The organism is Paraburkholderia podalyriae (assembly GCF_014397785.1).
GTDB classification, from domain to species: Bacteria; Pseudomonadota; Gammaproteobacteria; order Burkholderiales; family Burkholderiaceae; genus Paraburkholderia; species Paraburkholderia podalyriae.
In genome coordinates, this window is sequence record NZ_VZQQ01000013.1 from 95,865 (window position 1) to 120,928 (window position 25,064).

Below are 25,064 nucleotides of genomic sequence, written 5' to 3' on the forward strand. Positions count from 1 at the left end.
CAGCGGGACGCGTTTGGCGGACTTTGACGATCCCGCGCTCAGATGCGGCAATGGCCTTTTTATCGTGTGAGGATTGTCGAAGCAAAGCCGCGCAAAAGCAACTCGCCCGAATCGCTGACGGTAACGATCTGTTTCCAGACTAGGCTAATTTCAGAAATTATTATATCGTCGGGACGGGAATTTCCTATGTTTATACTTTTGTGTACGTTTGCGCTTGCCGATTCGTCGCTGTTTTAAAGCCGCTCTTAAAGCACTGCCGGCACGGCGCACGCCTGTCCCCCACGCTTTACGGCAAATTTTTCCGCGCTGCGTCTATGCTTGTTCTGGAGGCGGCATGGTGCCGGCAACGGCCCGAGACGCGGCTGCCAGATTCGAACGACTTTTCGCCTCAACGACAATGACATCAAACCGGGTCGACTCTGCGCGTGCGGGCCGCCTTTCGGATTGTCCTGCCCGCGAGCGGGACGACGCGTCGTTTCCCGCCGTGCCGGAACAGAACTTCCAGGTGCGCCGCATCACGCTGATCGCGCTGCTGATCGCGGCGATCGTGCTGCCGTTGGTCTACGTCACGGCGATGGCAATCGCCGATCTGCGCTCGCGCGAGGCCGACGCGACCGACCTGGCGCTGCGTACGGTGCGCGTCGCCGAAGAACACGCGTTGAAGGTGTTCGACATGAACGAGACGCTGAACTCGCGCATCGTCGATCTGACCGACGGCCTCGACGACGACGGCATCCGCGCGCGCGAACACACGATTCACGGCAAGCTGCGCACGATGGGCGGCGGCTATCCGCAGGTGGCCTCGGTGTCGATCTTCGGTCGCGAGGGCGCGCTGCTCGCAAGCAGCCGCCTGTATCCATCGCCGGAAATTTCGATCGGCCGGCGCGACGATTTCATCGGCATCCGCGACGGCAACCCGCTCGAACACGTGTCGAAAATGATGACCGGGCACGTGAGCGGCGAGCAGGTGTTCCACATGGGCGTCGCCCGTCAGGCACCCAATGGCTCGTTCGCGGGCGTCGTGTCGATTGCGCTGCGGCCCAGCTATTTCGACGCGTTCTATCGCGAGCTGCTCGGCAGCGGCGACGCCACGCCGATCATCATGAGCCTCGTGCGCACCGACGGCGCGGTGCTCGCGCATTACCCGCGCGGCCCGCGCGAGCCGACCGCGATCGCGTCCGATTCGCCGTTCGCCGAAGCGGTCACACAGGGGCAGCGCTTCGGCGTCGTGCGGATGCGCTCGAGCTTCGCCGACGGCAATCTGATCGTGGCGTTCCGGCACGTCGGCTCGTATCCGGTCTACGTGCTGTGCGGCTATCGCACGTCGGCGATCTGGGCCGCCTGGTACTCGCACCTGAGCGTGCTGATCCTGTCGATGTTCACGCCGTCGATCGTACTGTGGTGCGTGATCTGGCTGTCGCTGCGCCGCCTCGGCGCCGAAGAGGACGCGTGGCAGCGCTGGCAGGCCGAGGCATCGATGCGCCGCTCGGTCGAATCCGCGTATCGCCAGTCGCGCAAGATGGAAGCGCTCGGCACGCTGGTCGGCAGCGTCGCGCACGACTTCAATAACCTGCTGATGATCCTGTCGGCCAACGTGCAGATCGTGCGACGGCGCGGCGTCGGCGGACTCGAGCGCGAACTGTCGGCAATGGAGCGCGCGTTGAAGAGCGGTCAGTCGCTGACGCGGCAGCTGCTCGGCGTTGCGCGCAAGCAGCCGCTGCGCACCGAGACGCTATCGCTCGAACGCTGGCTGCCGTCGTGCCGCGAACTGCTGCGCGCGTCGCTCGGCGCGAAGGTGTCGCTCGTCATCGATCGCGGCGTCGACACCTGGCCGGTGCGCGTCGACGTCGCCGAGCTCGAGCTCGCGCTGATCAACGTCGCCGTCAATGCGCGCGATGCGATGCCCAACGGCGGGCGCTTCACCGTGCGCGCGAGCAACGTCGTGTTCCGCCGCGAGGACGGCTTTCCGCTGACCGGCGAGTTCGTGCAACTGTCGCTCGAAGACACCGGCGCCGGCATGGCGCCCGACGTGCTCGCGCGCGCGTTCGAGCCGCTTTTCACGACCAAGCCCAAAGGCATGGGCACGGGACTCGGGCTGCCGCAGGTATTCGCGTTCTGCGAGGGCTCGGGCGGGCTCGCGGCGATCGACAGCGCGATCGGAGCAGGCACCTCGGTGCGGCTCTATCTGCCGCGCGCGTCGGCCGAGCCGCAGACGGCTGGGCCGGCCGAAGCGCTCGCGCCCGAAAGCGGCGCGCCGCAGGGTCTGCGCGTGCTGCTGGTCGAGGACAACGAAGAAGTGGCCGCCGGCACCGAAGCGCTGCTGCAGATGATGGGTCACCAGGTCACCTGCGTGTTCAACGCCGACACGGCGTTGCGCGTGCTGGACGACGCTCGCGCGACTCGCGCGGGCACCGGCGAACCGCTGCCGTTCGATCTGGTGCTGTCGGACATTCACATGCCCGGCACCATGAGCGGCATCGATCTGGCCGAAGCGGTGCTCACGTTCGACCCGCAGCTGCCGGTCATTCTCGTCACCGGCTACGCGGAAGAGCTCGACCGCGCGCGGCACGTGAACGTGCACGTGCTGTCCAAGCCGTTCGATATCGGACTGCTCGAGAAGCTGCTCGACACGATCCAGCACGACGCCGTGCAAACCGGCACCGCGACGGCCACGCATCCGGCCGATACCTGACGTCTGCGTCATCCCGGCGTCATTTACCAAAGCTTGTAAAAAGCACGGCGATCGCACTCCGCGCCGGTTTGCATCGCGAGCCCGCGTCATGCGTAGCGCGGCGGGCATCGCGGCCGGGCATCGGGCGCGGCTCCGCCGCGCGACGGTGTGGCGGCATGAAGGTTGCGTGTCCCAAGAGGGCAAAGTGACGGCGCCTCGGGTGCCGCCCGTTCCAGCAGAACATGTCGGGAGACGACCATGCAACATACCGTGATTGGTTTATTCGACACCTACTTGCAGGCTGAAACCGCCCGCGACACGCTTGTGCAAACCGGTTTTGCACGCGAGAGGGTCGAGTTGCAGGCGAACGCCGAACCTTCCGTTGGCTCGGCCACCAGCGAAGTCGCCAACGCGGGCGTGCTCGCGAACATCGAGCGCTTTCTCGCCAGTCTGTTCTCGACCGGGCCGCGTCAGTCGGACACCGCGCGCTATGCCGAGGCAATGCGGCGCGGCGCGGTGCTCGTGTGCGTCCACGCGGCGAGCCAGTCTCATGCGGAGCTGGCGCGCAATACGCTGGTACGGCTCGGCGCGACCGATATCGGCGACCGCCTGCCCGAAGCGGACACGCCGGTCGGAACCTCGCGCGACCATTCGGTGCTCGATGAGCTGGGCATCGGCGCGGTGATGCCGGGTACGCCCCGCACGTCGAGCGTGACGACCGAGGCGGGCGCGACGCGGGGCATGCGGGATACCACGGCGACACCCGGGGCCACGGGCGCGAGTTCGACTAGCGGCGCAGCGGGTGCCGCGAGTGCGGCGGGTATGACCGAATCGACTGGAATCGCGGGCGCGACGGGCGCCACTTCGGCGACCGGCACGACCGCCGACACCATGCAACCCGGCGCCACCCCACGAGCCGATCCGCTGGCCCCCATGCCGCCGGCCGACATCGGCACCAGCGCCGAGCCGTTCGCGCCGCCACCGGTCAGCGAACGGCCGATCAGCGATCCGCTCAACGAACCCGTCGCCCACCCGCTCGCCGGCGATGCGGGACGCAGCGCGATCGCCGCCGGCTCCGTGCCGGGATCGGGCGCAGTGATGCAGCCGTCCGACATCGTCCCTGAAGGCGGACAGCCGGGTGCGGGTCCCGGCGCTCAGATGCCGAACGAATATCTGGAGTACGAAGAAGATTTCCGCTCGCACTACGACGAGCAGTACGCGGCCGCGAACGCGCGCTACGAAGACTATGTGCCCGCCTACCGCTACGGCGCGGAGATCGGTCGCGATGCGCAATTCCGCGGTCGTCCGTGGGAAGAGATCGAGCCTGAAGCACGCCGCCATTGGGAAGCCACGTCGTCGGACAGCACGTGGGAGCGCTTCAAGCTCGCGGTGCGTCACGGGTGGGAGCGGGTGACCGGGCATCACCACGTGTAGCCGATGCGGCGATCCGGCGGTCCGGCGGTCCGGCGGTCCGGCCGGCCTCGGCGGTGCTCGCAAGCGTTGCAAGCACCGCGGGCGTCGAGCCGGGCGAAACGAGCGCGGCCGCGTCGCGCGGCGCGCGCCGTGTCCTCGGTGCTTCGACGGAGGATCAGGGGGCGGTCAGTCGCGCGAGGCTCAGCTACACCGCCCCATGCCGCTTGACCCACGCGACGTAGCGATCCATGAAAGTTTGCAGGAACTTGCGCGTGCCGTCGTTGACGATCTCGCCTTTCTCATTGATCACCGACGGATCGTGCTTGATGAAGATCTCGGGCTGCCCCATCATTGGGACGTCGAGATAGGCAAGCACGTTGCGCAGATGCTGCTGCGCGAGCGCCGTACCGGTCGCGCCGACCGAAGTGCCGATCACCGCGCCGGGCTTGTCGGCCCACGAATTCGTGCCCCACGGCCGCGAGCCCCAGTCGAGCGCGTTCTTCAGCACGCCGGGGATCGAGCGGTTGTATTCAGGCGTCACGAACAGCAGGCCGTCAGCAGCTTCCACGCGCTCCTTGAGCTTTTTACCGGCTTCGGGATAGTCGGCGTCGTATTCCTGAGAGTACAGCGGCAAGGAGCCGATATCGATATATTCGAAGGTGAAATCGGATGGAGCGAGGGAAATCACCGCCTTAGCCAGTTGGCGGTTGAACGAGTCCCGCCGCAGGCTGCCGACGACAACTGCAATGTGATAGGCCATGGTTCGCTTCCTCGGGGTAAGGCGCTCGACGCGCAGAGAGTACGAACTGTTCATCATAGGCAAAAGCGGCGCGAAACGCCCAGGCGTTGGCGGATTTGGCGAGGCGATAGCGGATCGAAAAGGGTTCTTGCACCGCCACCGGTGGATAACCTCGCAAGCCGAAAAGTTATCCACAGATTCGCTGAATAACCTTGTGGATAAGTGAGACTTTTGCCTTGTCAATCAAGCATGCCTTCGGGCCAAGCCGATCTGAGGCAATTGGACACGACCGACACTCTGGAGGATCGGATCATGAGTCTCGACTACGCAGGAAAATCACACGACGAAGCCGTCGCCGCGCGCAAGAAGGTAAAGCAACGCGCGCAGGAGCCCGCGGGCGGCGAGATGGCCGTCGACGGCGTCGAAGCCGATGGCACGCATGGCTGCGGCGAGTTGTCGGAGAAAGGCAAGCAGGTTTGGCGCACGGGCGCCGGACTTGATGGCGGGGGCAAGGCGCCAAGCCGTTAGGGGTTTGCGGCTTGCCTAGCAGCCGTGGATAGAAGGGGCTGCTTTACGCCGCCCTTTCCCATCCGCGCTGAACGCGAAAAGGGCGCCGTTGCCGGCGCCCTCTTTCCTTGTGCTGCGTTGCGGCCTGTTTCGACGTGCCGATCAGTTGCCGAAAAATACGTTGCAGTACGACGCCGGGCCGTTGCAGGCCGAAGCCGGAGCGGCCGCGCTCCCACAAACCGCGAAGACGAGAAGACATCATTTTGTAGATTGAAATAATCCTCATTGCGTAACCGCGTCAAATCGGCGCTCGACCGCAAGCTCCGAGCGGTCCGTACAGCGATTCAAAAGCTTTGTTGCACGCAAGCTGGACATTTCATTTCTCGCAACAATTAATTTCCGGTGTCATAAGCGGCGGCGCCGCGCGACCAAGCTCCTCGGGCTATCGATTGCCAGGGAGCATATGTTCAATACCGATTCGCTTGGGCATGAACGTGAGGCAGAATGGCGCACGCATCCGCAGCCTCTGCAAGGACGATCATCCGCTCATGAATCACGACGTTTCCGGGCAACACGCACAGCACATGGCGCGGCCGACAGCGCATCGATGGGGCTCGCCGTGACGCAACCGGGCCCCTCGCTCGACGATCCGATCTATCTGGCGCAATTGCGGCGCGATCTCGTGCGCTTCGCCCGCCTGCAATTACGCGATGCCGCGGCTGCCGAGGACGCCGTGCAGGAAGCGCTGACCGCCGCGTGGACTCAGGCCGCGCGTTTCGCCGCGCAGTCCGAGCATAAGACCTGGGTGTTCGGCATCCTGCGCCACAAGCTCGTCGACACGCTGCGCGCGCGCCAGCGCACGGTCAATCTGTCGGCGCTCGAAGCCGAACTCGACGGTGAGGCGTTGCTCGATCGCGAACTCTTCAAGGACAACGGCCACTGGTCGCGCGAGACCAAACCGCGTCCGTGGCCGACCCCCGAAACCGCATTGCGCCAGCAGCAGTTCTGGACGCTGTTCGAGATGTGCCTCGAGCATCTGCCCGAGCACATCGGACGCGTGTTCATGATGCGTGAGTTTCTCGAACTCGACATCGCGGCAATCTGCGCCGAACTGCAGATCAACGCGAATCATTGCAGCGTGCTGATCTATCGCGCGCGGCTGCGACTGCGCACGTGCCTGAGCGAAAAAGGCCTATCCAGCGAGGACGCGAATGGGGAAGTGTAAGGACATCACACGGCTGCTATCCGATGCGCTCGACCGCTCGCTGTCGACTGGCGAATGGGTCGCGATCCGGCTGCATCTGCCGACCTGCAGCGGGTGCCGGAACTATCGCAAACAGATCCGCCTGCTGCGGGTCGCGGCGCATGTGGCGGGCGGAGCGGCGGCAGTGGACGGAGCGGTGAGCGGCGACGAGTGAGGCGGCGGGGCCGGGGAGCGCACGGCTGTTGAAGCTTGGTCGCTTCGCGGCTTTACCGCGCCGCAGTTCAGCGCTCGCCGGGCGGCTTGCCTGCGTGCGTCGTCAACACGAGGCGAAGAAGGGCGACGCCGTTGTTCGCGCCGTCGTCACGTCAACGCGCTCCAAAGTACGAGCGTCTGCAACACCGATCACACCAGCAAAGCCTGCGTATGCGATCCATCCTTGGCGTCTCTCAGAGGGCATTCATTTGAGAGGCGCCGTGCTCGACGGACAGGGAATTCTAATCGTGCTCGTGTTTGCTGAACGAGTAAGGATGAACCAGCACAAGGTTCCCTGCTGACGGTAAGATCGCGACCGGAGTTGTTCGGCGTTTCACTGCATTGAAATCGGCGTCTGTCTGAACGTCAGGCACGCGACGCCCACCCCATACTTGCGCGCAAACTGGGCGGGGGTCGTCAGGATGCGGTGCGTCCCAAGCGACCTCCAAGGATTCGCCGGACGGGAATTCGAGAATGAGTGAATCCGCAGTAAGAGGCAGCAACTGACCTGACGCATCCTGGATATACGCCTTGATCTGTTTCGGTTCGGTCATATTTTCCTCCGGTGGGTGTGGTGACGATCGAGATCAGCGATGCTCATCAGGCCCCGTCGACATTGTCCGAGAACAACCACGCGCGGCGCCCGACGCGGAACGGGCCAATCGCGCTTTTGCGGGGATTGTTCGATGGGCCAGTCGTCGTTCTCAACGCAGCGGATCAGCTTCGGCCACTGGGCGCGCAGGTAGGTCAGTCCCATGCCGAGCAATTCGGCTTCGTCGAACAGGCCAGGCTGTTCCGGAGGCCCGCCTCGCTTTTTTGCGCCGAACAGTTCGCGTCGGTAGACAGGAGCCGTTCTTCGGCGAAATCGCGTTCCACGGTCACGAGGCACAGCGCGCTGCGGACCTCTTCGTGCTCGCGTTGAAGCGAACCGTACTCCTCGCGTATCGCGAGAAACGCATTGAGTTTGTCGACCGTGATGGCGACCTTGATCGGCATGCTGGTTGGACAGGCATGCCGATCACGTGTTCAACTGAGCGAGGATCAATCGGGTTCAATCGCATCGACAGTTCGACAGATCGAACTCGACGTCGTTCGATAGGCACACATGCAACGCGAGCGTCGTCGACTGTGGGGACGATGTGGGCAATGTCGACGGCGGCGTCGAAACGACCGGCACAAAAGCCGACTGCGACGACTCGATCGCTCGCATTCCGCTGGGTACCATGTCGATCGCTGCACCGTCGACAAGCATCAGGGCTCGAGCCTGTTGTCGCTGCTGGTACTGTGCAATCCATTTGCGCAACTGGTTCGGATTAACATCATCCTCATTTGCCAGCGATCGACACGCCCGACTTCAGGCACTTCTCGACGAGTTCTTCCAGTGCGCCTTTATCGTACTCGCGCCGGCCATCGCGCTTCATGCCGATTACCAGGCGACTCTTGAGGTCCTTCTTTTCGTTCACCGAGCATCGCGCCCAGCACAATGATGATGCCGACATCGCCGAGCAACGCGCGGCCGCCTTTGCTGAACGCGCTCGCGACCGCTTCGAGCGGCAGGCCGGCCGCGAAGCCAGCGGCGAACGTGCCGACCAGGATCGAGAGGAACGGCGCGAGCTTCAGCACGCTGATGAAGATGATGATCAGTGCGAGTCCAAGCGCGCACGACAGGATCAGTTGGGTGTCATGGGCGGCCTACGGTGTCAGTGTTGTCGTTAAAGGCACGGTAGCGTTTTTCTCTCTTCGTTTTCAGTCGATCGATGCAGTCACGAGCAGGTTGTCGCGCGGGCGCTTTTTTGCCGGTCGATTGTGGCGGGAGGGGATAGATCGGGCGTTGGGCAATGCTTTGCTACGCCAGCATGATTTGCTTATGCGAATTTATCGGTTCGTCCAGGCCGGCAGACGAATTATTGTCTGAGCCAATCGGACCATCTTTTGGCGTTCGTCAAATTCTTTTTCAATGAGTATTCTCATGCCCCGCGATCCGCTGCTGACGCGCCGTACATTTCTTGCCGGCGTAGGTGCAACGCTGGCCGCTGCCGCGGTGCCTGTCTTTTCCGCCGACGCATTTGCCGCCGATGAACATGCAAAAGAGCTTTGCATCGGGTACCAGAAAGCCGCGAGCACCCTCGTATTGTTGAAGGCGCACGGCACGCTCGAAAAACGGCTGGCTCCACTCGGCATCGCAGTCAAATGGACCGAGTTTCCGGCTGGTCCGCAATTGCTGGAAGGGCTAAACGTCGGTGCAATCGACTTCGGCTATGTGGGCGAAGCGCCGCCCGTGTTCGCGCAGGCCGCTGGCGCCAATTTCGTCTATACCGCGTATGAAATTCCGACACCGCACGCCGAAGGCATCCTCGCGCATCTCGATGCGCCAATCAGGACATTGGCCGATCTGAAGGGAAAGAAGATTGCGCTGAACAAGGGCTCGGATGTGCACTGGTTTCTCGTCGCCGCGCTGCAGAAGAACGGCGTGAAGTTCAACGAGATTCAACCCGTTTACTTGCCGCCCGCTGATGCGCGCGCGGCCTTCGAGCGCGGTGCTGTCGATGCCTGGGCGATCTGGGATCCATTCCTCGAAGCCGCGAAACGGCAGACGAACGCGCGGCTGCTCGCCGATGCTGAGGGTATCGTGAGTCACCACCAGTTCTTTCTGAGCGCGCGGCCATTCGCGCAACAGAACGGCGAGATCCTGGCGATCGTGATCGATGAAGTGGGCAAGGAAGGGCAGTGGGTGCGCAGCCATTACAGTGAGGCCGCCGCACAACTCGCGCCGATTCAAGGGCTCGACGCGAGCGTGATCGAATCGGGCTTGCGCCATTACGCACACATCTACAAGCCCGTCGACGCGAACGTGCTCGCCGAGCAGCAGCGCATCGCGAATACGTTCACCGAACTGCACCTGATTCCGACGAAGATCGTCACCAAGGATGCCGCGCTGTCGGATAAAGCGTAGCGAAGCAGGTCGAGACTGCTTGCGCGTATCGTTCCGTTCGGTGGTCTCGCGGTCAGGCGAAAAGCGCTGCGACATTTTCCGGCGGGCGGCCGATGACGGCCCGCCCGTTCCTGACGACGATCGGGCGTTGCAACAGAATCGGATGCTTCGCCAATGCTTCGTAGAGCTGGAGGTCCGTCAACGCTGGATCGGCAAGACTCAGCTCCTTATATTCAGCTTCGGTGTCGCGGATCATTTCGCGGACGGGGCAGCCAAGTTGAGCGTTGAGACTTTTGAGCTCCGCGACGGTGAGCGGCGCCTTCAGATACTCAACGATTTCCGTCGCTTCGTTTGCGGAGTTGTAGCTGTTCGCGACAAGTTCGTAAGCCGCGCGCGATTTGGAGCAGCGGGGGTTGTGGTAGATGGTGATCATGGCTGGGCTCTGGGCTTGTTGCGTTGAAGGTAGCTGTGACGGTTAGGAGGTTGCGCAATTTTAGCGGGTGACCTGACGACATCGCACGGGATGACTTTCGGCATGCGCGCTGTTTGAACGATCGGTGCAGGGTGGCGGTTTATGCGCATAAACCGGGGCTGCTTTCGAGGTGAGTGGGAACCGCCTAACATTCGCAACCGGAGCTCTAGCGGCGCTTGCGATTCGCTCGGGCAGGCGCAATACAAACGACAACATGAACACATGCGCCGGTGAAGCGTCGGCGACACGGCTCCCAGTTACCGCCAACTCCGGTGAGGAGCGGCGTTGAGCGAGTCCGTGGCGAATGCTCCCCTGCGCGCCGTTTGCCATCCGAGCTTTATGCGCATAAAGTCTGGCACCGCCGCGGTCGCTCAGATGCGCGCGCTCCTTTTTCACAACGGGTCAGCCGAGAATCGCGGACAGTCGGCGGCAACTGAGCACGCAGTACGCGAGCATTCATTCCTCTCCCTTCTCCGCCGCCAGACAGCGATCAGCCACGCCTGAACCTCAGTCCACACTTCGTCGCCTATCACGCAAGAACCCCTGCCTGACTCCGATGCCTCTTTATGCGCATAAACCCTTTGCCGAATGGCCTATTTCGGAATTTCGCGTACTTAAATCATTTGAAATAGCAATTCAACCAGGTAAAATCCATTTGCGTCTAAAAAGAGGAGGTGAAATTTGGCGGCAGAAATCATCGCGGTAACACAGCAGAAAGGCGGAGTCGGGAAGAGCACCATCGCGATGCATCTCGGCGCCGCATTTCACGAGAAAGGCAAACGCGTTCTCGTCGTCGACGCGGATGGCCAAAACACCCTGATTCACTGGGCCAGCGCTGCGTCCGACGGCGACACCGGCATTCCATTCGCGGTGGTCAACCTGTCCGAAGCAGGCAGCCAGATCCATCGCGAGATCAAGAAGTTCGTGGCTGATTACGACATCATCGTCGTCGACTGCCCGCCCTCCATCACCGAAAAAGTCTCCGGCGTCGTTCTGCTGGCGGCGAGCGTCGCGGTGATTCCAACGTCGTCGTCTCCCGCCGATTACTGGTCGAGCATCGGCCTCGTCAAGTTGGTCCAGCAAGCGCAGGTCATGAATGAAGACCTACGCGCCGTGTTCCTGCTCAACAAGACCGAAGAGAAACGGATGCTGACGCGCGAACTGAAGCGCGCTTTGGAAGAACTCGGCTTTCCTCTCCTCAAGACCCAGATTCCCACGCGCGAGGCCTACAAGCAGGCAATGGCGTTAGGGCAAACGGTGCTTCAGATGAACGACCGCGGCGCGAAACTCGCCGCGCTCGAAGTACGGGCGTGCGCGAACGAGATCGCCGCCTTGCTCCCGTGAATTTATGCGCATAAAGGACCCTGAATGAAACCGTCCCAGTTCGCCAAAGGCTTTCAAGCACGTCCTGACACGACCAGCAGCGAGAAGCGCACCGCGCTCGACCGTCTGAATGCGATCGACGGCCTGGTCGGAAACGAGTCGAAAGCTCCCGCCATCGCCGGGCGTCCGATTCCGGCCATCGTGCCCTCGCGTCTGCAGGACGCCGAGATCCCTGATCCGGACAACGAATCGGCGGCCTACCGCGCATGGCGGCTCGAGCACGGCTATCGTCCCGGGCAGGTCATCGAACTGGCGCTCAAAACCATCAAGCCGAGCCCGTTCAATCCACGGCACTTCTATGTGAAGTCGTCGATTGCGGAACTCGCCGTCAATCTGGCGAAGCAGGGGCAGCAGCAGGCGATTCACGTCATTCCCGACTACGACAACCCTGGCACCTACTTCGTCAGTGACGGCGGTCGACGCGTGCGCGCGCTGAAAGAAGCAAACAAGGAGTCGGTGAAAGCGATCGTCATCGATGTGCCGATCGGCATCCAGAGCTACAAGCTAGGTTACGACCTCAACGTGCAGCGCGACTCGCAGACGGTGTTCGACAACGCGGTCGTCTGGCGACGCTTTCTCGACGAGCGGCATTTCCAGAGTCAGAAGGAACTGGCCGAACACCTCGGACTCGACGAATCGACGGTCGCAGTCGCGCTGTCCATCGCCAAGCTTCCGGAAACCGTGATGCAGGAGATGGTCGCGCGCCCGGACCGCTTCGGATCGAACATGGCGTATCAGGTGGGCCGCTATCACACGGCTCGCGGCGCGGACGCGACGCTGCGACTGATCAACCGGATCGTTTCCGACGATCTGAGCACACGCCAGGTCGCCGACATCGTCAAAGGTCGAGCGAGCGCGCAGGAAAGCGTCAAACCGGCGGGCCGGCAGCGCTATGCGCAACGTCTGGAAATCAAGCTTGGCGGTGTGTCGGTGGGCGATCTGAAGTCGTACGGGGACGACCGGCTCGAGTTGCGCCTGAAAGGCCTCACGCGTGAAAAGCGCGACGACATCCTGCGGCAGATCGAGAAGATGCTGAAGTAAGACGTGAGGGGCGGTGCGCGTCCACCGCACCGCCTCGAGTTTAAAGGCCGTTATTGACCCATCAGGCCGCGCGCGACTGATTCAGCGTAAAGGCGAGCAGATCGCCATCGGTCGGTTCGCCCCAGGTCCTGCGCGCGAGCCAGTCGAAGAACGCCGTTTCGACGATCTTCGAGTCGAGCCCGCGTCGCCGCCAATCGTCACGCATGTGCGTGCCGAGCCCCGGCAATTCCTCTTCCTCGAACGACTGCCGCGCGATATCGCGCTCCGACTCGCCCTGCTCGTTGTATAACTCGTAGGCCTGCTTGCGACGGTAAGCGGAGTATTCGCCGAGCAGACGCGCCTTCAGATCGTCGGGCGGTGACGCCGCGGCCTTGCCCGCGCCACCGCCCGATGGCAGCGCCTCGACCGGCGGCGCGTAGCCTTTCTTCAACGCATCCTTGAACAGCGCCGGCGCGCTGCGCACCGGCGGCAGCGACGTGCTGCGCATGCGCTGCTCGGTCATCTGCAGCGCGGCGCGGATCCGGTTCTCCTCGCTGTCCGCGTAAAGCGTCTGCGCTTCTTTGAGCGGAATGCCGATCTTCACCATCCGGTCGACGAGCGTGCTGTCGAACACGTTCGGATGTTCGTCGAGCGCAAGCATCGGCTGCTTCCGTTCGGTCACGCGGAACTGGATCTCGGCAACGCGCCGACCCTCGCGATGCTCGATCAGCTCGACAAAAATGTTCGTGACCGCGTTGACCTCGGCAATCGCCGGGCGCAGATAATCGCGCTTGAAATACTTGTACTCGCGCTTCGCTTCGTCGCCGGCTTCGGTATCCGGCGTGCCCGATAGAATCGGCCGCCACCATTCCCAGGTCTCGCGCATCGTCAGATGGCTCGGGTTGGTCAGGTAGCGCACGCAGATCTCGTAGAGCGCAAGGCCCGCGCTACTGCGCAGCTGGCTTTGGAACTGCAGACTCAGCCGCGCATACTGAACCGGATCGAGCAGCTTCTTCTTGATCTTCGGCGCAAACGAAAATTCGACCCACACGCGGCGCGTGGTCGGATCTTCGAGAATTTCCGCATCCGCGATCAGCGTTGAAATACCCCATTTGCGGCCGGGCTTCTGACTCGAGGTGCCGGTGCTCCACTCGACCTGCACCGACACCATGCGCCGCAGGTGCTCCTTGACGAGCGCGGTGTCATTGGAATCGAACGCGGAATTGGCGACGATGTCGGACAGCAGCGCTCGATATGTGTCGCCCGACTCATCCGCTTGCTGGGCCACCGCGAGCAGCACGTTAAAAAGCTTGCGCGTGAGCAGCGTGATCTTGCCGCTCTTGGGCTGGATCGCGATCGCCTCGACGGCTTTGCGCAGCTCAGCCGAGCTCGGGCTGACAACATCGGTCTTTTTCGCGCGCTTCGTGGCCATGCGTCGGGGTGAGGAGGGGGGATTTCGCGAGAGCATACCGGCTGTGGTGATACGCGTCTATAGCGCCCACCTCACCATTGCCGGTGAAGCGAGTTTACGGAGCGCAACTCACCTCGAGCAGTTCCCGAAAACCCTCACCTCGGCTGCGTGCGGCCAGGATCGGCCTCTCCTTGCCGGTCGCGGCGTTTGCGAATCCGGCGAGTTTCGCTGCATGCGGGAACGGAGAGCATTCGATCCCGAATCTCCTCACCTCCAAAATTTTCGCGGATTTTTTCGATATGTGGTGTCGACGGGTGGTGTGCGTGGCGGGTGATGACTTCGTCGAGCGGCTTGGCGTCGATGGAATGCCTGCGCAGTATTGACAAACCCGGTTACTGAGCGCGCTGTCTCATCAGCGGGAACCGGCCATTCACGCGACTCCCGGTACGGTCCGACGCACGGCCCAGCGCCTCGTCAGCGGTCTTCAGTACGTCAGGTTTCCCCATCGTCGGTGGCTCCGCGCGATTACGTCAGGTGCCTATCCTGACGATTGAGTCCTCAGCGCCAAGAGCCTGCCCGCACAAACCATCGGTCTTCCTTTTACCAACCGAGGCTCATTCGCACGGCGGGAAAATGAGACTTCGCACTTGGTCCGCAACTGCTGCAATGGCGAGATCGAGCCACACGCAAGCGCTCACCACTCGACCGCCCCCGAAAAAGCTCACCGTAGCACCACGGAGCAGCGCGACATGACATGCGCTGATGTCGCGCCGGTACCGCACTTCCTCATGCGACCTTCTGAAAAGTCCTCACCTTCGGCGTTTCAGGAGGCACAAGCGCATCAGTCCAGAGACCTCCTGAAAACCCTCACCTTTGCCGCCATACAGGAAAAACTCCAATGATTTCACGGAGTTACGACGTTCGAGGCCGACGCTCGAACGACGGGTACTCCCGCAAAATCTCACCTAGAGCCTGTTTTTCGCACCGCAGCACTTTTTATTTCCTCGGCCCGAATCTCCCGGAAAATCTCACCTTGGCGATCAGACGCCAGGTTTACTTGCATTCGCAATTCGCCATCACGCGGGGATCTCCAGCCCGCAGCTCCCATTTGGGTCCCGAATTTCCTCACCTCAACGCAAAAAACACCGTCCTAAGCCTCCCGAAAAGCCTCACCTTTGACGGAATCGCCGGCCAAATCAGCTTTCTGAACCGGTCCATTACCCGCCTCCCGAATCCCCTCACCTTTCCCGCCGCCAGCGGTTCGAGCCGGCCCCTCTTTCATGCAATCGATGCGTCGCGACCCACGTGCGCTCCCGTAAAATCTCACCTCAGCGCTGTGAATGCTCAAAAAAAAGGCAAAATTGGCCCACACACCCGTAACATCTCACCCTCGTTTCACGTTTTCTCCCGTGGCGGCTCACCAAAGCAGTTAACCGCACCAAAACGCCCCCAAAAAACCACGCTCGCGAGCCTCCTGAAAGCGCTCACCTTGGTGCCGGCCATACCGGGCAAGGACTTTCGAGCGCTGTCGGGCGCTTCGCGGCTTTGAAGTCCCGCAAAACCTCACCTTTGCCCAAACGCTGTGTATACAGCGTTTCCTGAACCCACTCACGTTCCGTCCCGGACCCGCTCACCGAGCCCCCCGAACCCCATCACTCGAGTTTCCCGCAGACTCTCACCCAGTCTCCCGTAAGGCTTCACCTTGTCGGGCCGAAAGCCGTGCCAGGCATAGGTTTGCCGAAGCGTTAACGTTTTTAACTAGGGTTCAAAGGTGTTTACTTTTATTACTCTCAAGCCTTTTCACCCCGCGAGCCCCGTGAACACGGGTCCTAAACACCCGCAGCCATTGTTGATCACGCGTGAAACAGTGCGCGATCGTCCACATGTCGAGCAAAGCGCTTCTAATACAATGGCTTATTAGCTATTCTTCGTTTTGTTTCACGGAAAGAACCAGGCCACGGACGTTTATTGCCGCCATTTGCCGGTTAAAGCTCGTGTGTATACGCCAATCCGTGCGCCACCGATAAATCGGTAGCAAATACTACGTAAATTGTTATGATCCCTCCAATTCGAGCCACATCGAGGTAGATATGAATCTGGATCAGGAGCGGCAAGCCATTCGCGAAGAGCTTGAATCCATGCGCGCGCAAGGCGTGCGCCGGCAGGAACTATCGCTGCATGCATGCAAGCGGCTTTTTTTCGATCTCGGCATCCGGCCGTCGATGGCGGCCGTGCGCGATCTCACGCAGACCGGCAGCGCGAGCGACATCCCGAAAGACATCGATCATTTCTGGGAACGTATCCGTAGCGTGTCGCGGATTAAAGTCGGAGCAGGCGCGATTCCGAAGGCACTCGAGGATCGCGCCGGGGAACTGTTGGGCGCGCTATTCGAAGAAGCGCTCGTGCAAGCCAAAGCGGCGCTCGATGTCGAGCGTGCAGAGATCCGTGCGCAGATCAGCGCCGCCGATCTGCGCGTACGCGACGCGGAAACCCGCCGCGATGCGGCCGACGACACCATCAGGCGCAGCGAAGCGCGCGCCGAAGCCGCTTGGGAGCGGGTTCGCACACTTGAAACCCAGCTATCGAGCGCAACGACGCACGGCAACGTGCATCTCGAAGGCATGCAGGCAACCGTGCGCCGGCTCGACCAGGAAAATGATGCGCTGCGGCAACGGCTCGAAAACGAACAGACCACCAATGCTGCGTTACGCGATCGGATCGACGCGTTGCACGTCGAATTGCGGCAAAGCACCGAACACTATGCGCAGCAGATCAAGGATGCGGTCGCTGAAGCGGAGCGGCGCGTCAAGCCCATGCTGGTTGAACTCGATTCGCTACGCAGCATGGCAGCGACCTATCAGTCCGGCGTGCGCGATACGAGCCGCAAGGAATTCGAGTTCATCCAGCAGATTGCCGCCGCCAAGGCGCGCGGGGACCGGCTCGACGCGCAGTTGCGCGAGCAGTCGGACGAAGTCGATGCGCTGACGAAGGAAGTCGCCACGCTGCGTGCCCAGCAGGGTATCGATCCGGCCATTGCCGTGCTGCTGTGCTCGCTGGTTAGTGACGGACGGCTCACGAGCGACGAATTGGGGATGATCGGCACTGCGGCCGATGGCCACGTAACGCTGCCCGCGCGCTGCCCGAGATGTCAGGAAGGTGAGCCGGAGCTGTCGCAGGTCGATCACCGTTTCGAACTGGTGTGCCCGGAATGCGAGCACTCTTCCGGCTTCGGCGAATCGAGGCTCGCGGCTGTGAACCAGTTCCTGTCAAACGATGCATCCACCGCGGCGTCGTCCCGCACCGCCGACACGATGCGCTAACGACAGGCGGCCAACCGAACAGAAAAAACCTCAAAGGTGAGGAAATTCGGGACCTCAAAGGTGAGGCTCATCAGCGCTCACCGGCTTCCGTTTTCCTCGTCAAACGCCCGTCGCGTCGGGGCTCGGCCAATGGCGCAGCCGCCGGATCCGGGTCGTTTATAGCTGGCGAATCGTGTTGATCAATCCACGTTTGCCACGCGCGATATAGCCGGTTCGAGGACACTGCCTGCACGAAGCCGAGCCATTGGCCGACCTGTTCGGCTTCCACTCCGCTCTCGAAAAGATCCGCGGCAAACGTGTTGCGCAAGGTCTGCGGACTCGCGCGCGATTGGCGCGATGCCGCAATCCCCGCTGCATCGACGAGCGCGTCCACCGCACGTAGCATCGTCGCCTTGTGCATCGGACGGCCGGACGGCGACGCGGGAAATACCAGATTGCCGGCCAGCTCCGTCTGCCGACGTTCGGCGAGCCAGGCGTCGAGAATCGCCGTGGCGAACGGCGCGAGCCGCGTGCGCCGTGTCAGCATCGGATTCGCGGACTCGATCGTGACCCACGGCGAGCCCTCTCTAGCGCAACTAACCGGAAGCGCTCCCGCTTCACCCGTCTTCAGTCCGCCACCCAGAAACACGGCGATCAACGCGCGATCGCGTCGCTCTCTCCAGCGCTGCGCGGTCGATAACGCCGGCAATGGCGCGAACAACCGCGCGATCAACGCGGTGCGTTCCGCATGGGTGAGAAAACCGGTGGGCTCATTGTCGCGCGCATTGCGCCACGCGGCTTCCCCGTCCTGAGCAATGAAACGAGCCGGGTTGGTCGACGCCGATTCGATCTCGCGTACATGATCGAGCACGCGCTCGATGAGCCGTAAATAACGGATCCGTTGCGTTCTGCGAATCTCGAGGCTGGCGACGAATTCGGCGATCGCGGGCGTGTCGACCGTCGTGAGGCTTTGTTGCCGCGCGCCAAGCCAGTCCAGAAACTGTCCCCACTGCGCCTGATAGACCAACGCGGAAGAGCGGCGGAAATGCTGCTTCGCGAGCCACGCATCGAATGCGACCTGCGGGTCGCGACGCCAGTCTTCGCGTTGCTGGTCGAACAGATCGGTAGCAGGGGCGGGACGTGGAACGAGGTCGGAGAGATGAGGTGGTGACATGAGCATTCCTTCTGTTAGTTGCACCGCTCGCTCCGCGTAGTGCAGGCGCTGACCGCTGGCAAGCCGACCTCAACGAACGGATCAGGTCCGATCCATCCGCACGTAATGCCGTCATCAGCCGCCCCACGCCCGGGCGCGCTTTAAAGGCGCATCGACCATCAGTGGCAACGCCGCCCGGCGCGCCGCTTCCTCGTACGAATTGACGGCAAACGCGAAAACGGCCGGCAGCGCATTGGACGCCCCGAAATCCACGCCGTCATCGGTTTCGGGATACGGCAGATCGGACGGGCGCTGGAACAGCCCGAGCATCAGCGCGTCGTGCCGGCTTGCAAAGCCGAGATCGGCCAGCGCCTCGGCTTCGATGGCATGTAGCAGACGCCACGTGAGCGGCACCTGTTGGACGATATACCGCGCGGCGATGCTGCGCACGATATGTTCGAGATCGCGCGCGGCGGTCTGGTAGCGCAGCGCGGCGAGCGTTTGATCGGTAGGGTCGGCTTTCAGGTTGTTCATTCTCGGCTCCAATCGACACCCGATACTGTACAAACATACAGTATCGGGCGCAACCTGGCCGAACGGCCTATGCGCGGCGAAGCTCGCACCCACAGCGCGCCGATATCCCGTCAGCCGGCGCGCTAGCCGTGAATCACGATCAGCAGCGCTTTCGCTTCGCTCTTGCCGACGTTGCGGATCGCGTGCGGTTCGTCCGCAACGTAGCGCGCGGTGTCCGCGACCTTGAGCCGCCTGGTCGCGCCGGCCGCCTCGATTTCGATCGAGCCGTGCAACACGGTCAGATGCTCGCGCGTGCCGGGCTCGTGTGCGTTCGACACCAGCGCCCCGCCCGGCTGAAGTGTCAACTCGTACCACTCGAACTTACCGGCCAACTCGATCGGGCCCCATACACGTAACTGGTATTTCGCGTCATGACCGCTTAGCGTAGGGATATCGTGCGGACCGGAAACGGCGATTGCTTCAGGTGCCTTCGGCGGCGCAAACAGCGAATCGAGGCTCACGCCGAGCGCGTTGGTCAGCCGCCACGCGACCGCGATCGTCGGATTGGCCTTGTCGCGCTCGATTTCCGACAACGTCGATTTGGACACGCCGGCCGCGCGCGACAGATCGTCGAGCGTCATGCGCCGCTCCGCGCGCAGCCGCTGAATCTGCTCGCCGACGCGCGGCGGCGCCGCACTCGCCGTGGTCAACGGTGCTGCCGCGGTAGCTGAGGTGAGCGCCGCTTTGGCCGCCGTGCGGCGTGTACCCGAACTTGCCATTTCCTGACCCATCGTTTAGAGTTGTTCGATATACCGGATTTTAGTTCGAAAAAACGAAAATATCCGATAAAGCTGACAGCCGACTATAACAGGCCGCCTTTCCCGCGCCCATCCGAACGCGGGCGCCATCACCCTCAGGAGTGCCGTTCATGCGTGACCAATACCTTGCCCATCTGCGCGGTACCCTCGAACAGATCCGCGCCGACGGTTTCTACAAGAGCGAGCGCGTGATCGCGAGTCCGCAGTCGGCCGACGTGCGGCTTGCCGATGGCAGCGATGTGTTGAACTTCTGCGCGAACAACTATCTCGGTCTCGCCAACGACGCGCGGCTGATCGAAGCCGCCAGGCAAGGCCTCGACAGCGACGGCTTCGGCATGGCGTCGGTGCGTTTCATCTGCGGCACGCAAACCGTGCACAAGCAACTCGAAGCGGCGCTCGCCGCGTTCCTGCAAACCGACGACTGCATTCTCTACTCGAGCTGCTTCGACGCGAACGGCGGACTGTTCGAAACGCTGCTCGACGAAAACGACGCGATCATCAGCGACGAGCTCAATCATGCGAGCATCATCGACGGTGTGCGGCTGTCGAAGGCGAAGCGCTTTCGCTACAGGAACAACGACCTCGCCGATCTCGAAGCGCGTCTGCAGGAAGCCGATGCGGCTGGCGCGCGCTTCAAACTGATCGCGACCGACGGCGTGTTCTCGATGGACGGCATCATCGCGAACCTCGCCGGCATCTGCGATCTGGCCGACAGGTACGGCGCGTTGGTGATGGTCGACGACTCGCATGCGGTCGGCTTCATCGGCGAACACGGCCGCGGCACGCCCGAGCATTGCGGAGTGATGGCGCGCGTCGACATCATTACCGGCACGCTCGGCAAGGCGCTCGGCGGCGCATCGGGCGGCTACGTCGCGGCGCGCAACGAGGTCGTCGAGCTGTTGCGGCAGCGCTCGCGTCCGTATCTGTTCTCGAACACGCTGACGCCGAGCATCGCCGCGGCGTCGTTGAAGGTACTGGAATTGCTCGCTAGCGATGAAGGCGCGCAGTTGCGCGCGCGCGTGCGTGAAAACGGCGCGCACTTTCGCCGCGCGATGAGCGCGCTCGGTTTCACGCTCGTGCCGGGCGAACATCCGATCATTCCGGTGATGCTCGGCGACGCGCAACTCGCGGGACAGATGGCCGATGCGCTGCTGAAACAGGGCGTCTACGTGATCGGTTTTTCGTTTCCGGTCGTGCCGCGCGGCCGCGCGCGCATCCGCACGCAAATGAGCGCCGCGCACACGCCCGAACAGATCGATCGCGCGGTCGAGGCATTCGCGCGGGTCGGCCGCGAGCTCGGCGTGATCCCGGCATAGTCCCGCGTGATTGGAACGGAGAAGCAGATGAAAGCATTGGCAAAACTCGAACGCGGACCGGGCCTTACACTGACCGACGTAAAGAAGCCCGAAGTCGGTCACAACGACGTGATGATCCGTATTAAGCGCACCGCGATTTGCGGCACAGACATTCATATCTGGAAGTGGGACGACTGGGCGCAAAAGACGATTCCAGTGCCGATGCACGTCGGTCACGAATACGTCGGCGAAATCGTCGAGATGGGGCAGGAAGTGCGCGGCTTTGCGATTGGCGATCGGGTGTCGGGCGAAGGCCACATCACCTGCGGCTTCTGCCGCAACTGCCGCGCGGGCCGCCGGCATCTGTGCCGCAACACGGTAGGCGTCGGCGTGAATCGCGAGGGCGCGTTCGCCGAATACCTGGTGATTCCGGCCTTCAACGCGTTCAAGATTCCGCCCGAAATCTCCGACGACCTCGCCGCGATCTTCGATCCGTTTGGCAACGCGACGCATACGGCGCTGTCGTTCAACCTCGTCGGCGAGGACGTGCTGATTACCGGCGCGGGGCCGATCGGCATCATGGCGGTCGCGATCGCGAAGCACGTCGGCGCGCGCAACGTCGTGATCACCGACGTCAACGACTATCGCCTCGAACTTGCGCGCAGGATGGGCGCGACGCGCGCCGTGAACGTGTCGCGCGAATCGTTGCGCGACGTGATGCACGACCTGCACATGGCCGAGGGCTTCGACGTCGGCCTTGAAATGTCGGGCGTGCCGAGCGCGTTTACGGGCATGCTCGAAGCGATGAACCACGGCGGCAAGATCGCATTGCTCGGCATTCCGCCCGCGCAAACCGCGATCGACTGGACCCAGGTGATTTTTAAAGGCCTTGAAATCAAGGGCATTTATGGGCGCGAGATGTTCGAGACCTGGTACAAGATGGTCGCGATGCTGCAAAGCGGGCTCGATCTGTCGCCGATCCTCACGCACCATTTCAAGGTCGACGATTATCAGCAGGCTTTCGCGACGATGCTCTCCGGCGAGAGCGGCAAGGTGATTCTCGACTGGACCGCTGCCTGAGCGAGGACGGCGTAGTTCGATGTGCCGACGCCCGCATCGCGCTTACGCGCCTGCGGGCGTTTTCACGAACTCGGCCTGGATGCGCACGTGAACATCGTCGCCGACGGCGGGATACCAGGTAGCGAGACCGAACTTCGCGCGGCTGAAATGACCGTCCGCGGAAAAGCCGAGCGTGTCTTTCTTCGTCAGCGGATCGGGCGCAAAGCCGTTGAAGGTTACGTCGAGCGTGACCGGCTGCGTGACGTCGCGGATCGTCAGGTCGCCGCTCAGCGTGCCGCGCGCTTCGCCGGTGCGCTCGAAACGCGTGCTCGCGAAGCGGATCTGCGGATAGCGCGCGACGTCGAGCATGCTGTCGCCTTTCACCATCTTGTCGAGCAGCGGCACGTTCGTGTCGATGCTCGCGGCGTCGATCACGACCGACGCCGTACTGCGCTCAAGGCCGCCGTCGTTCCAGTCGAGCTGCCCCTGCTTGCGATCGAAACGCATCGTGAAGCGCGTGTATTTGAAGTGATCGATATCGAACGTGATGCTCGTATGGTCCGGATCGATCTCGTAGCGCCCAGGCGGCACGCGCGCTTCGTTCTGACTGACCGAATGCGTGAGCACCTGGATCGGCGTGCAGGCCATCGCGCTTAACAGCGTTGCGCCGAGCAGCGCGCGTATCCACGTGGTGCGAACGGAGGATAGGTTCATCGAAGCGATTCCGGTTGAGCGGTGGACCAGCGATTCCCACCAAGATAGCAGCAAGCGTATTCAGCGCGCGGAAGCTCGAAGAAAAACTTGACGAAGGAGAATGATCGTTCTACCTTTCGTCGATGACACGCGAGACCACCCCGACCGATCCGAACGACCCGGCCCAGCCCGGCACTGCGCGCGAGCGGCTGCTCGATGCCGCCGAGGCGCTCATTTACGCCGGCGGCATCCATGCAACCGGCGTCGATGCAATCGTGCGGCAGTCCGGCACCGCGCGCAAAAGCTTCTACACGCATTTCGAATCGAAAGACGCGCTGGTCGCAGCCGCGCTCGAACGGCGCGACGAGCGCTGGATGAACTGGTTTATCGCTGGCACGCAACGACGCGGCAACAGCGCGCGCAAACGCCTGCTCGGCATGTTCGACGTGCTGCGCGACTGGTTCGCATCGGCGGATTTTCATGGCTGCGCGTTTCTGAGCGCGGCCGGTGAAATCGAATCCGCCGACGATCCGATCCGCGTCGTCGCGCGCAAACACAAGGCCCGGCTGCTCGATTTCGTGCGTGCCGAATGCGATGCGTTTGTGGCGGAAGCGCAAATCGATGCGCGTCGCGCGGTGCCGCTCGCGCGGCAATGGCTTGTGCTGCTCGACGGCGCGATCGCGGTGGCGCTCGTGAGCGGCGAAGCCGATGCGGCGCTCAACGCGCGGACGGTAGGCAAAACCGTGCTCGATGCGGCAGCGAGACCCGCCGCCACCAAACGGCCGCCATCCCGGCGCACCACAACCTGACTGAGGAGCCATCATGGCCGATACGATCGAAACCCGTCCGCCGCTGCCGCCGTTTACGCGCGATACAGCGATCCAGAAAGTGCGCGCCGCGGAAGACGCATGGAACACGCGCGAACCCGAGCGCGTTTCGCTCGCCTATACGACGGATAGCGTGTGGCGCAATCGCGCCGAATTCGTGCATGGCCGCGCGCAGATCGTCGGCTTTTTGCGCCGCAAGTGGGCGAAGGAGCTCGACTATCGGCTGATCAAGGAGCTGTGGGCGTTTACCGACAACCGCATCGCGGTGCGCTTCGCATACGAATGGCACGACGATTCGAACAACTGGTTCCGCTCGTACGGCAACGAGAACTGGGAGTTCAACGAGCATGGTCTGATGGCGCGTCGCCACGCGAGCATCAACGATCTGCCGATCCGTGAAGCCGACCGCTTGTATCGCTGGCCGCTCGGCCGGCGGCCCGACGATCATCCCAGCCTGTCCGATCTCGGTCTGTAGACGTTGCTGCCACGTTCATCGCCGACGGCGCGCTCGATGCGCGCCGCGAACTTCTTCACCGCTTGTTCATCACGTCGCCATAGGTTCTCCGTTATCGTGGCGGTTCCGGCTGCGGGGGCCCGTCGCCTGCCCGGCCGGCCGAGCCAGTCCTCAACAGCGACCGCGCGGCGTCGGGTACAGTGCGCGACGGTCGGCACGCGAATCACCAGAACACCATGACACCGGCGCTCGACCGGTGACGGAGAAGAAATGCACTTCAGGCAGATGAACAGGAACATCCGACGCGCCTCGGTGGCGCTTTTCGCAAGCTTCGCGGCGGTCTCCGCGGCGCACGCGGGCAACTGGTGTGACGGCGGTGTATGGGTTGATGCGATGCTCGGCTCGTATCACATCAATCCCGATCCGGATACGCACTTCGAGCAGTTCAATCCTGGGCTTGGCGTCGAGTGCTGGCTGAACAACCAGTGGGCGCTGACGGCCGGCGGCTTTCGCAACTCGCTGCGTCGGCCGTCCTACTACGGTGGCGGCATATGGGCGCCGGAGTTCGCGCATTGGGGCATCGTGCGGATCGCGGCGATCGGCGGGATCATCTCCGGCTACAACTACGGCAACTGGGGCCTTGGGAGCAATCACACGATCGGGCCCGTGGTCGCGCCGATCGTGATGGTCGACTACAAGCGCGTCGGCGCGAACTTCATCATCATTCCGCCGATCCCATCGGATCACCTGCCCTTTACGATCGGTTTTCAGCTGAAGGTAAAGTTCTGACAGAGTTGTCAGCAATGAGGGCGATCGCCCTCAGGTGAGGTTTTTCGGGAGCCGACGGCTCCCGCTTCGCCAGCATCGACCGATTGTCGTGGGCGCGAGGCCTCGTATGCGAGGCTGATCTCCTGGAACTCCTCACTGTTGCGTGCCAGCGTCATTCGCT

General features: G+C 62.6%; 26 protein-coding genes and 1 pseudogene. 14 read left to right on the top strand and 13 right to left on the bottom strand.

From position 1 onward, the window contains the following. The first annotated feature begins 397 nt into the window (after positions 1-397). Positions 398-2,692, top strand: coding sequence for a hybrid sensor histidine kinase/response regulator family protein (locus F6X42_RS17405; RefSeq protein WP_187635407.1), 2,295 nt, complete (start codon positions 398-400; stop codon positions 2,690-2,692). Between the two features lie 237 nt (positions 2,693-2,929). Further along, positions 2,930-4,105 (top strand): hypothetical protein, encoded by a 1,176-nt coding sequence (locus F6X42_RS17410; RefSeq protein ID WP_187635408.1) that lies wholly within the window; start codon positions 2,930-2,932, stop codon positions 4,103-4,105. 184 nt (positions 4,106-4,289) lie between these two features. On the opposite strand, the gene F6X42_RS17415 is transcribed toward F6X42_RS17410, so the two are convergent. Continuing rightward, a complete protein-coding gene (locus F6X42_RS17415) occupies positions 4,290-4,844 on the bottom strand; it encodes an NADPH-dependent FMN reductase (RefSeq protein WP_187635409.1) in 555 nt (184 codons plus the stop codon). Between the two features lie 291 nt (positions 4,845-5,135). On the opposite strand from F6X42_RS17415, the gene F6X42_RS17420 reads away from it, so the two are divergent. From F6X42_RS17420 to F6X42_RS17430, 3 genes are all read left to right on the top strand, one after another. Next, positions 5,136-5,351: a hypothetical protein gene (locus tag F6X42_RS17420; protein WP_187635410.1), complete on the top strand. Its 216-nt coding sequence runs from the start codon at positions 5,136-5,138 to the stop codon at positions 5,349-5,351. A 586-nt stretch (positions 5,352-5,937) separates the two neighbouring features. After that, complete coding sequence (locus F6X42_RS17425; protein WP_187635411.1) at positions 5,938-6,555, top strand: RNA polymerase factor sigma-70; 618 nt, start codon at positions 5,938-5,940, stop codon at positions 6,553-6,555. Beyond that, entirely contained in the window at positions 6,542-6,748 is a 207-nt protein-coding gene (locus F6X42_RS17430; RefSeq protein ID WP_187635412.1) for a zf-HC2 domain-containing protein, read from the top strand. The genes F6X42_RS17425 and F6X42_RS17430 overlap by 14 nt, the downstream gene beginning before the upstream one ends. 280 nt (positions 6,749-7,028) lie before the next feature. Here F6X42_RS17430 and F6X42_RS17435 read toward each other — a convergent pair whose 3' ends face one another. The 5 genes and pseudogenes from F6X42_RS17435 to F6X42_RS17455 form a co-directional block, all read right to left on the bottom strand. Then, a complete protein-coding gene (locus F6X42_RS17435; protein ID WP_187635413.1) occupies positions 7,029-7,340 on the bottom strand; it encodes a hypothetical protein in 312 nt (103 codons plus the stop codon). Further along, positions 7,337-7,543 (bottom strand): hypothetical protein, encoded by a 207-nt coding sequence (locus tag F6X42_RS17440; protein WP_187635414.1) that lies wholly within the window; start codon positions 7,541-7,543, stop codon positions 7,337-7,339. Before F6X42_RS17440 ends, F6X42_RS17435 begins: the two co-directional genes overlap by 4 nt. Next, entirely contained in the window at positions 7,534-7,782 is a 249-nt protein-coding gene (locus F6X42_RS17445; protein WP_187635415.1) for a hypothetical protein, read from the bottom strand. Before F6X42_RS17445 ends, F6X42_RS17440 begins: the two co-directional genes overlap by 10 nt. A 329-nt stretch (positions 7,783-8,111) precedes the next feature. Continuing rightward, on the bottom strand, positions 8,112-8,249 hold the full coding sequence (locus tag F6X42_RS17450) for a hypothetical protein (protein WP_187635508.1): 138 nt from the start codon (positions 8,247-8,249) through the stop codon (positions 8,112-8,114). Then, positions 8,248-8,460, bottom strand: a pseudogene (locus tag F6X42_RS17455) (GntT/GntP/DsdX family permease); the annotation flags it as partial. The gene F6X42_RS17450 and the pseudogene F6X42_RS17455, both read right to left, overlap by 2 nt. 295 nt (positions 8,461-8,755) lie before the next feature. Here F6X42_RS17455 and F6X42_RS17460 point away from each other — a divergent pair. Further along, on the top strand, positions 8,756-9,739 hold the full coding sequence (locus F6X42_RS17460) for a sulfonate ABC transporter substrate-binding protein (RefSeq protein ID WP_187635416.1): 984 nt from the start codon (positions 8,756-8,758) through the stop codon (positions 9,737-9,739). A 52-nt stretch (positions 9,740-9,791) separates the two neighbouring features. Here F6X42_RS17460 and arsC read toward each other — a convergent pair whose 3' ends face one another. Beyond that, the gene (gene arsC, locus F6X42_RS17465; RefSeq protein ID WP_187635417.1) at positions 9,792-10,151 is read right to left on the bottom strand and encodes an arsenate reductase (glutaredoxin); all 360 of its coding nucleotides are present in this window, start codon (positions 10,149-10,151) and stop codon (positions 9,792-9,794) included. Between the two features lie 720 nt (positions 10,152-10,871). Between arsC and parA the strand changes: the two genes are divergently transcribed. Together parA and F6X42_RS17475 are read left to right on the top strand one after the other, a co-directional pair. Next, positions 10,872-11,534, top strand: coding sequence for a ParA family partition ATPase (gene parA / locus F6X42_RS17470; RefSeq protein WP_187635418.1), 663 nt, complete (start codon positions 10,872-10,874; stop codon positions 11,532-11,534). A gap of 24 nt (positions 11,535-11,558) precedes the next feature. Next, positions 11,559-12,614, top strand: coding sequence for a ParB/RepB/Spo0J family partition protein (locus F6X42_RS17475; RefSeq protein WP_187635419.1), 1,056 nt, complete (start codon positions 11,559-11,561; stop codon positions 12,612-12,614). 61 nt (positions 12,615-12,675) lie between these two features. On the opposite strand, the gene F6X42_RS17480 is transcribed toward F6X42_RS17475, so the two are convergent. Then, positions 12,676-14,025: a replication initiation protein gene (locus F6X42_RS17480; protein ID WP_187635420.1), complete on the bottom strand. Its 1,350-nt coding sequence runs from the start codon at positions 14,023-14,025 to the stop codon at positions 12,676-12,678. Positions 14,026-16,094: 2,069 nt separating this feature from the next. On the opposite strand from F6X42_RS17480, the gene F6X42_RS17485 reads away from it, so the two are divergent. After that, positions 16,095-17,324, top strand: a complete 1,230-nt coding sequence (locus F6X42_RS17485; protein ID WP_187635421.1) for a DNA-binding protein — start codon at positions 16,095-16,097, stop codon at positions 17,322-17,324. A gap of 70 nt (positions 17,325-17,394) precedes the next feature. Here F6X42_RS17485 and F6X42_RS17490 read toward each other — a convergent pair whose 3' ends face one another. The 3 genes from F6X42_RS17490 to F6X42_RS17500 form a co-directional block, all read right to left on the bottom strand. Beyond that, on the bottom strand, positions 17,395-18,477 hold the full coding sequence (locus F6X42_RS17490; protein ID WP_187635422.1) for a tyrosine-type recombinase/integrase: 1,083 nt from the start codon (positions 18,475-18,477) through the stop codon (positions 17,395-17,397). Between the two features lie 114 nt (positions 18,478-18,591). Then, entirely contained in the window at positions 18,592-18,990 is a 399-nt protein-coding gene (locus tag F6X42_RS17495; RefSeq protein ID WP_187635423.1) for a DUF2471 family protein, read from the bottom strand. Between the two features lie 122 nt (positions 18,991-19,112). Then, a complete protein-coding gene (locus tag F6X42_RS17500) occupies positions 19,113-19,760 on the bottom strand; it encodes a helix-turn-helix domain-containing protein (protein WP_376776375.1) in 648 nt (215 codons plus the stop codon). 137 nt (positions 19,761-19,897) lie between these two features. On the opposite strand from F6X42_RS17500, the gene F6X42_RS17505 reads away from it, so the two are divergent. Both F6X42_RS17505 and tdh read left to right on the top strand, forming a co-directional pair. Continuing rightward, the gene (locus F6X42_RS17505) at positions 19,898-21,103 is read left to right on the top strand and encodes a glycine C-acetyltransferase (RefSeq protein WP_187635425.1); all 1,206 of its coding nucleotides are present in this window, start codon (positions 19,898-19,900) and stop codon (positions 21,101-21,103) included. 27 nt (positions 21,104-21,130) lie between these two features. Further along, entirely contained in the window at positions 21,131-22,162 is a 1,032-nt protein-coding gene (gene tdh, locus F6X42_RS17510) for an L-threonine 3-dehydrogenase (protein ID WP_187635426.1), read from the top strand. A gap of 42 nt (positions 22,163-22,204) precedes the next feature. Here tdh and F6X42_RS17515 read toward each other — a convergent pair whose 3' ends face one another. After that, a complete protein-coding gene (locus F6X42_RS17515) occupies positions 22,205-22,855 on the bottom strand; it encodes a YceI family protein (RefSeq protein WP_187635427.1) in 651 nt (216 codons plus the stop codon). A gap of 122 nt (positions 22,856-22,977) precedes the next feature. On the opposite strand from F6X42_RS17515, the gene F6X42_RS17520 reads away from it, so the two are divergent. Together F6X42_RS17520 and F6X42_RS17525 are read left to right on the top strand one after the other, a co-directional pair. Beyond that, positions 22,978-23,643: a TetR/AcrR family transcriptional regulator gene (locus tag F6X42_RS17520; protein WP_187635428.1), complete on the top strand. Its 666-nt coding sequence runs from the start codon at positions 22,978-22,980 to the stop codon at positions 23,641-23,643. 13 nt (positions 23,644-23,656) lie between these two features. Further along, positions 23,657-24,136 (top strand): nuclear transport factor 2 family protein, encoded by a 480-nt coding sequence (locus tag F6X42_RS17525; RefSeq protein ID WP_187635429.1) that lies wholly within the window; start codon positions 23,657-23,659, stop codon positions 24,134-24,136. Here F6X42_RS17525 and F6X42_RS17530 read toward each other — a convergent pair. Then, the gene (locus tag F6X42_RS17530) at positions 24,106-24,414 is read right to left on the bottom strand and encodes a hypothetical protein (RefSeq protein ID WP_187635509.1); all 309 of its coding nucleotides are present in this window, start codon (positions 24,412-24,414) and stop codon (positions 24,106-24,108) included. The genes F6X42_RS17525 and F6X42_RS17530 overlap by 31 nt on opposite strands. Here F6X42_RS17530 and F6X42_RS17535 point away from each other — a divergent pair. Beyond that, positions 24,386-24,904 carry a hypothetical protein gene (locus tag F6X42_RS17535; protein ID WP_187635430.1) on the top strand — a complete coding sequence of 173 codons (519 nt, stop codon included), beginning with the start codon at positions 24,386-24,388 and terminating at the stop codon, positions 24,902-24,904. The genes F6X42_RS17530 and F6X42_RS17535 overlap by 29 nt on opposite strands. Positions 24,905-25,064: the final 160 nt, after the last annotated feature.

What these genes read in the sequence shown, in the direction of transcription:
- F6X42_RS17405 (WP_187635407.1), top strand. Translation starts at nt 398, where the DNA reads ATGACATCAAACCGGGTCGACTCTGCGCGTGCGGGCCGCCTTTCGGAT.
- F6X42_RS17410 (WP_187635408.1), top strand. Translation starts at nt 2,930, where the DNA reads ATGCAACATACCGTGATTGGTTTATTCGACACCTACTTGCAGGCTGAA.
- F6X42_RS17415 (WP_187635409.1), bottom strand. Translation starts at nt 4,844, where the DNA reads ATGGCCTATCACATTGCAGTTGTCGTCGGCAGCCTGCGGCGGGACTCG.
- F6X42_RS17420 (WP_187635410.1), top strand. Translation starts at nt 5,136, where the DNA reads ATGAGTCTCGACTACGCAGGAAAATCACACGACGAAGCCGTCGCCGCG.
- F6X42_RS17425 (WP_187635411.1), top strand. Translation starts at nt 5,938, where the DNA reads ATGGGGCTCGCCGTGACGCAACCGGGCCCCTCGCTCGACGATCCGATC.
- F6X42_RS17430 (WP_187635412.1), top strand. Translation starts at nt 6,542, where the DNA reads ATGGGGAAGTGTAAGGACATCACACGGCTGCTATCCGATGCGCTCGAC.
- F6X42_RS17435 (WP_187635413.1), bottom strand. Translation starts at nt 7,340, where the DNA reads ATGACCGAACCGAAACAGATCAAGGCGTATATCCAGGATGCGTCAGGT.
- F6X42_RS17440 (WP_187635414.1), bottom strand. Translation starts at nt 7,543, where the DNA reads ATGGGACTGACCTACCTGCGCGCCCAGTGGCCGAAGCTGATCCGCTGC.
- F6X42_RS17445 (WP_187635415.1), bottom strand. Translation starts at nt 7,782, where the DNA reads ATGCCGATCAAGGTCGCCATCACGGTCGACAAACTCAATGCGTTTCTC.
- F6X42_RS17460 (WP_187635416.1), top strand. Translation starts at nt 8,756, where the DNA reads ATGCCCCGCGATCCGCTGCTGACGCGCCGTACATTTCTTGCCGGCGTA.
- arsC (WP_187635417.1), bottom strand. Translation starts at nt 10,151, where the DNA reads ATGATCACCATCTACCACAACCCCCGCTGCTCCAAATCGCGCGCGGCT.
- F6X42_RS17475 (WP_187635419.1), top strand. Translation starts at nt 11,559, where the DNA reads ATGAAACCGTCCCAGTTCGCCAAAGGCTTTCAAGCACGTCCTGACACG.
- F6X42_RS17480 (WP_187635420.1), bottom strand. Translation starts at nt 14,025, where the DNA reads ATGGCCACGAAGCGCGCGAAAAAGACCGATGTTGTCAGCCCGAGCTCG.
- F6X42_RS17485 (WP_187635421.1), top strand. Translation starts at nt 16,095, where the DNA reads ATGAATCTGGATCAGGAGCGGCAAGCCATTCGCGAAGAGCTTGAATCC.
- F6X42_RS17490 (WP_187635422.1), bottom strand. Translation starts at nt 18,477, where the DNA reads ATGTCACCACCTCATCTCTCCGACCTCGTTCCACGTCCCGCCCCTGCT.
- F6X42_RS17495 (WP_187635423.1), bottom strand. Translation starts at nt 18,990, where the DNA reads ATGAACAACCTGAAAGCCGACCCTACCGATCAAACGCTCGCCGCGCTG.
- F6X42_RS17500 (WP_376776375.1), bottom strand. Translation starts at nt 19,760, where the DNA reads ATGGGTCAGGAAATGGCAAGTTCGGGTACACGCCGCACGGCGGCCAAA.
- F6X42_RS17505 (WP_187635425.1), top strand. Translation starts at nt 19,898, where the DNA reads ATGCGTGACCAATACCTTGCCCATCTGCGCGGTACCCTCGAACAGATC.
- tdh (WP_187635426.1), top strand. Translation starts at nt 21,131, where the DNA reads ATGAAAGCATTGGCAAAACTCGAACGCGGACCGGGCCTTACACTGACC.
- F6X42_RS17515 (WP_187635427.1), bottom strand. Translation starts at nt 22,855, where the DNA reads ATGAACCTATCCTCCGTTCGCACCACGTGGATACGCGCGCTGCTCGGC.
- F6X42_RS17520 (WP_187635428.1), top strand. Translation starts at nt 22,978, where the DNA reads ATGACACGCGAGACCACCCCGACCGATCCGAACGACCCGGCCCAGCCC.
- F6X42_RS17525 (WP_187635429.1), top strand. Translation starts at nt 23,657, where the DNA reads ATGGCCGATACGATCGAAACCCGTCCGCCGCTGCCGCCGTTTACGCGC.
- F6X42_RS17535 (WP_187635430.1), top strand. Translation starts at nt 24,386, where the DNA reads ATGCACTTCAGGCAGATGAACAGGAACATCCGACGCGCCTCGGTGGCG.
- F6X42_RS17530 (WP_187635509.1), bottom strand. Translation starts at nt 24,414, where the DNA reads ATGTTCCTGTTCATCTGCCTGAAGTGCATTTCTTCTCCGTCACCGGTC.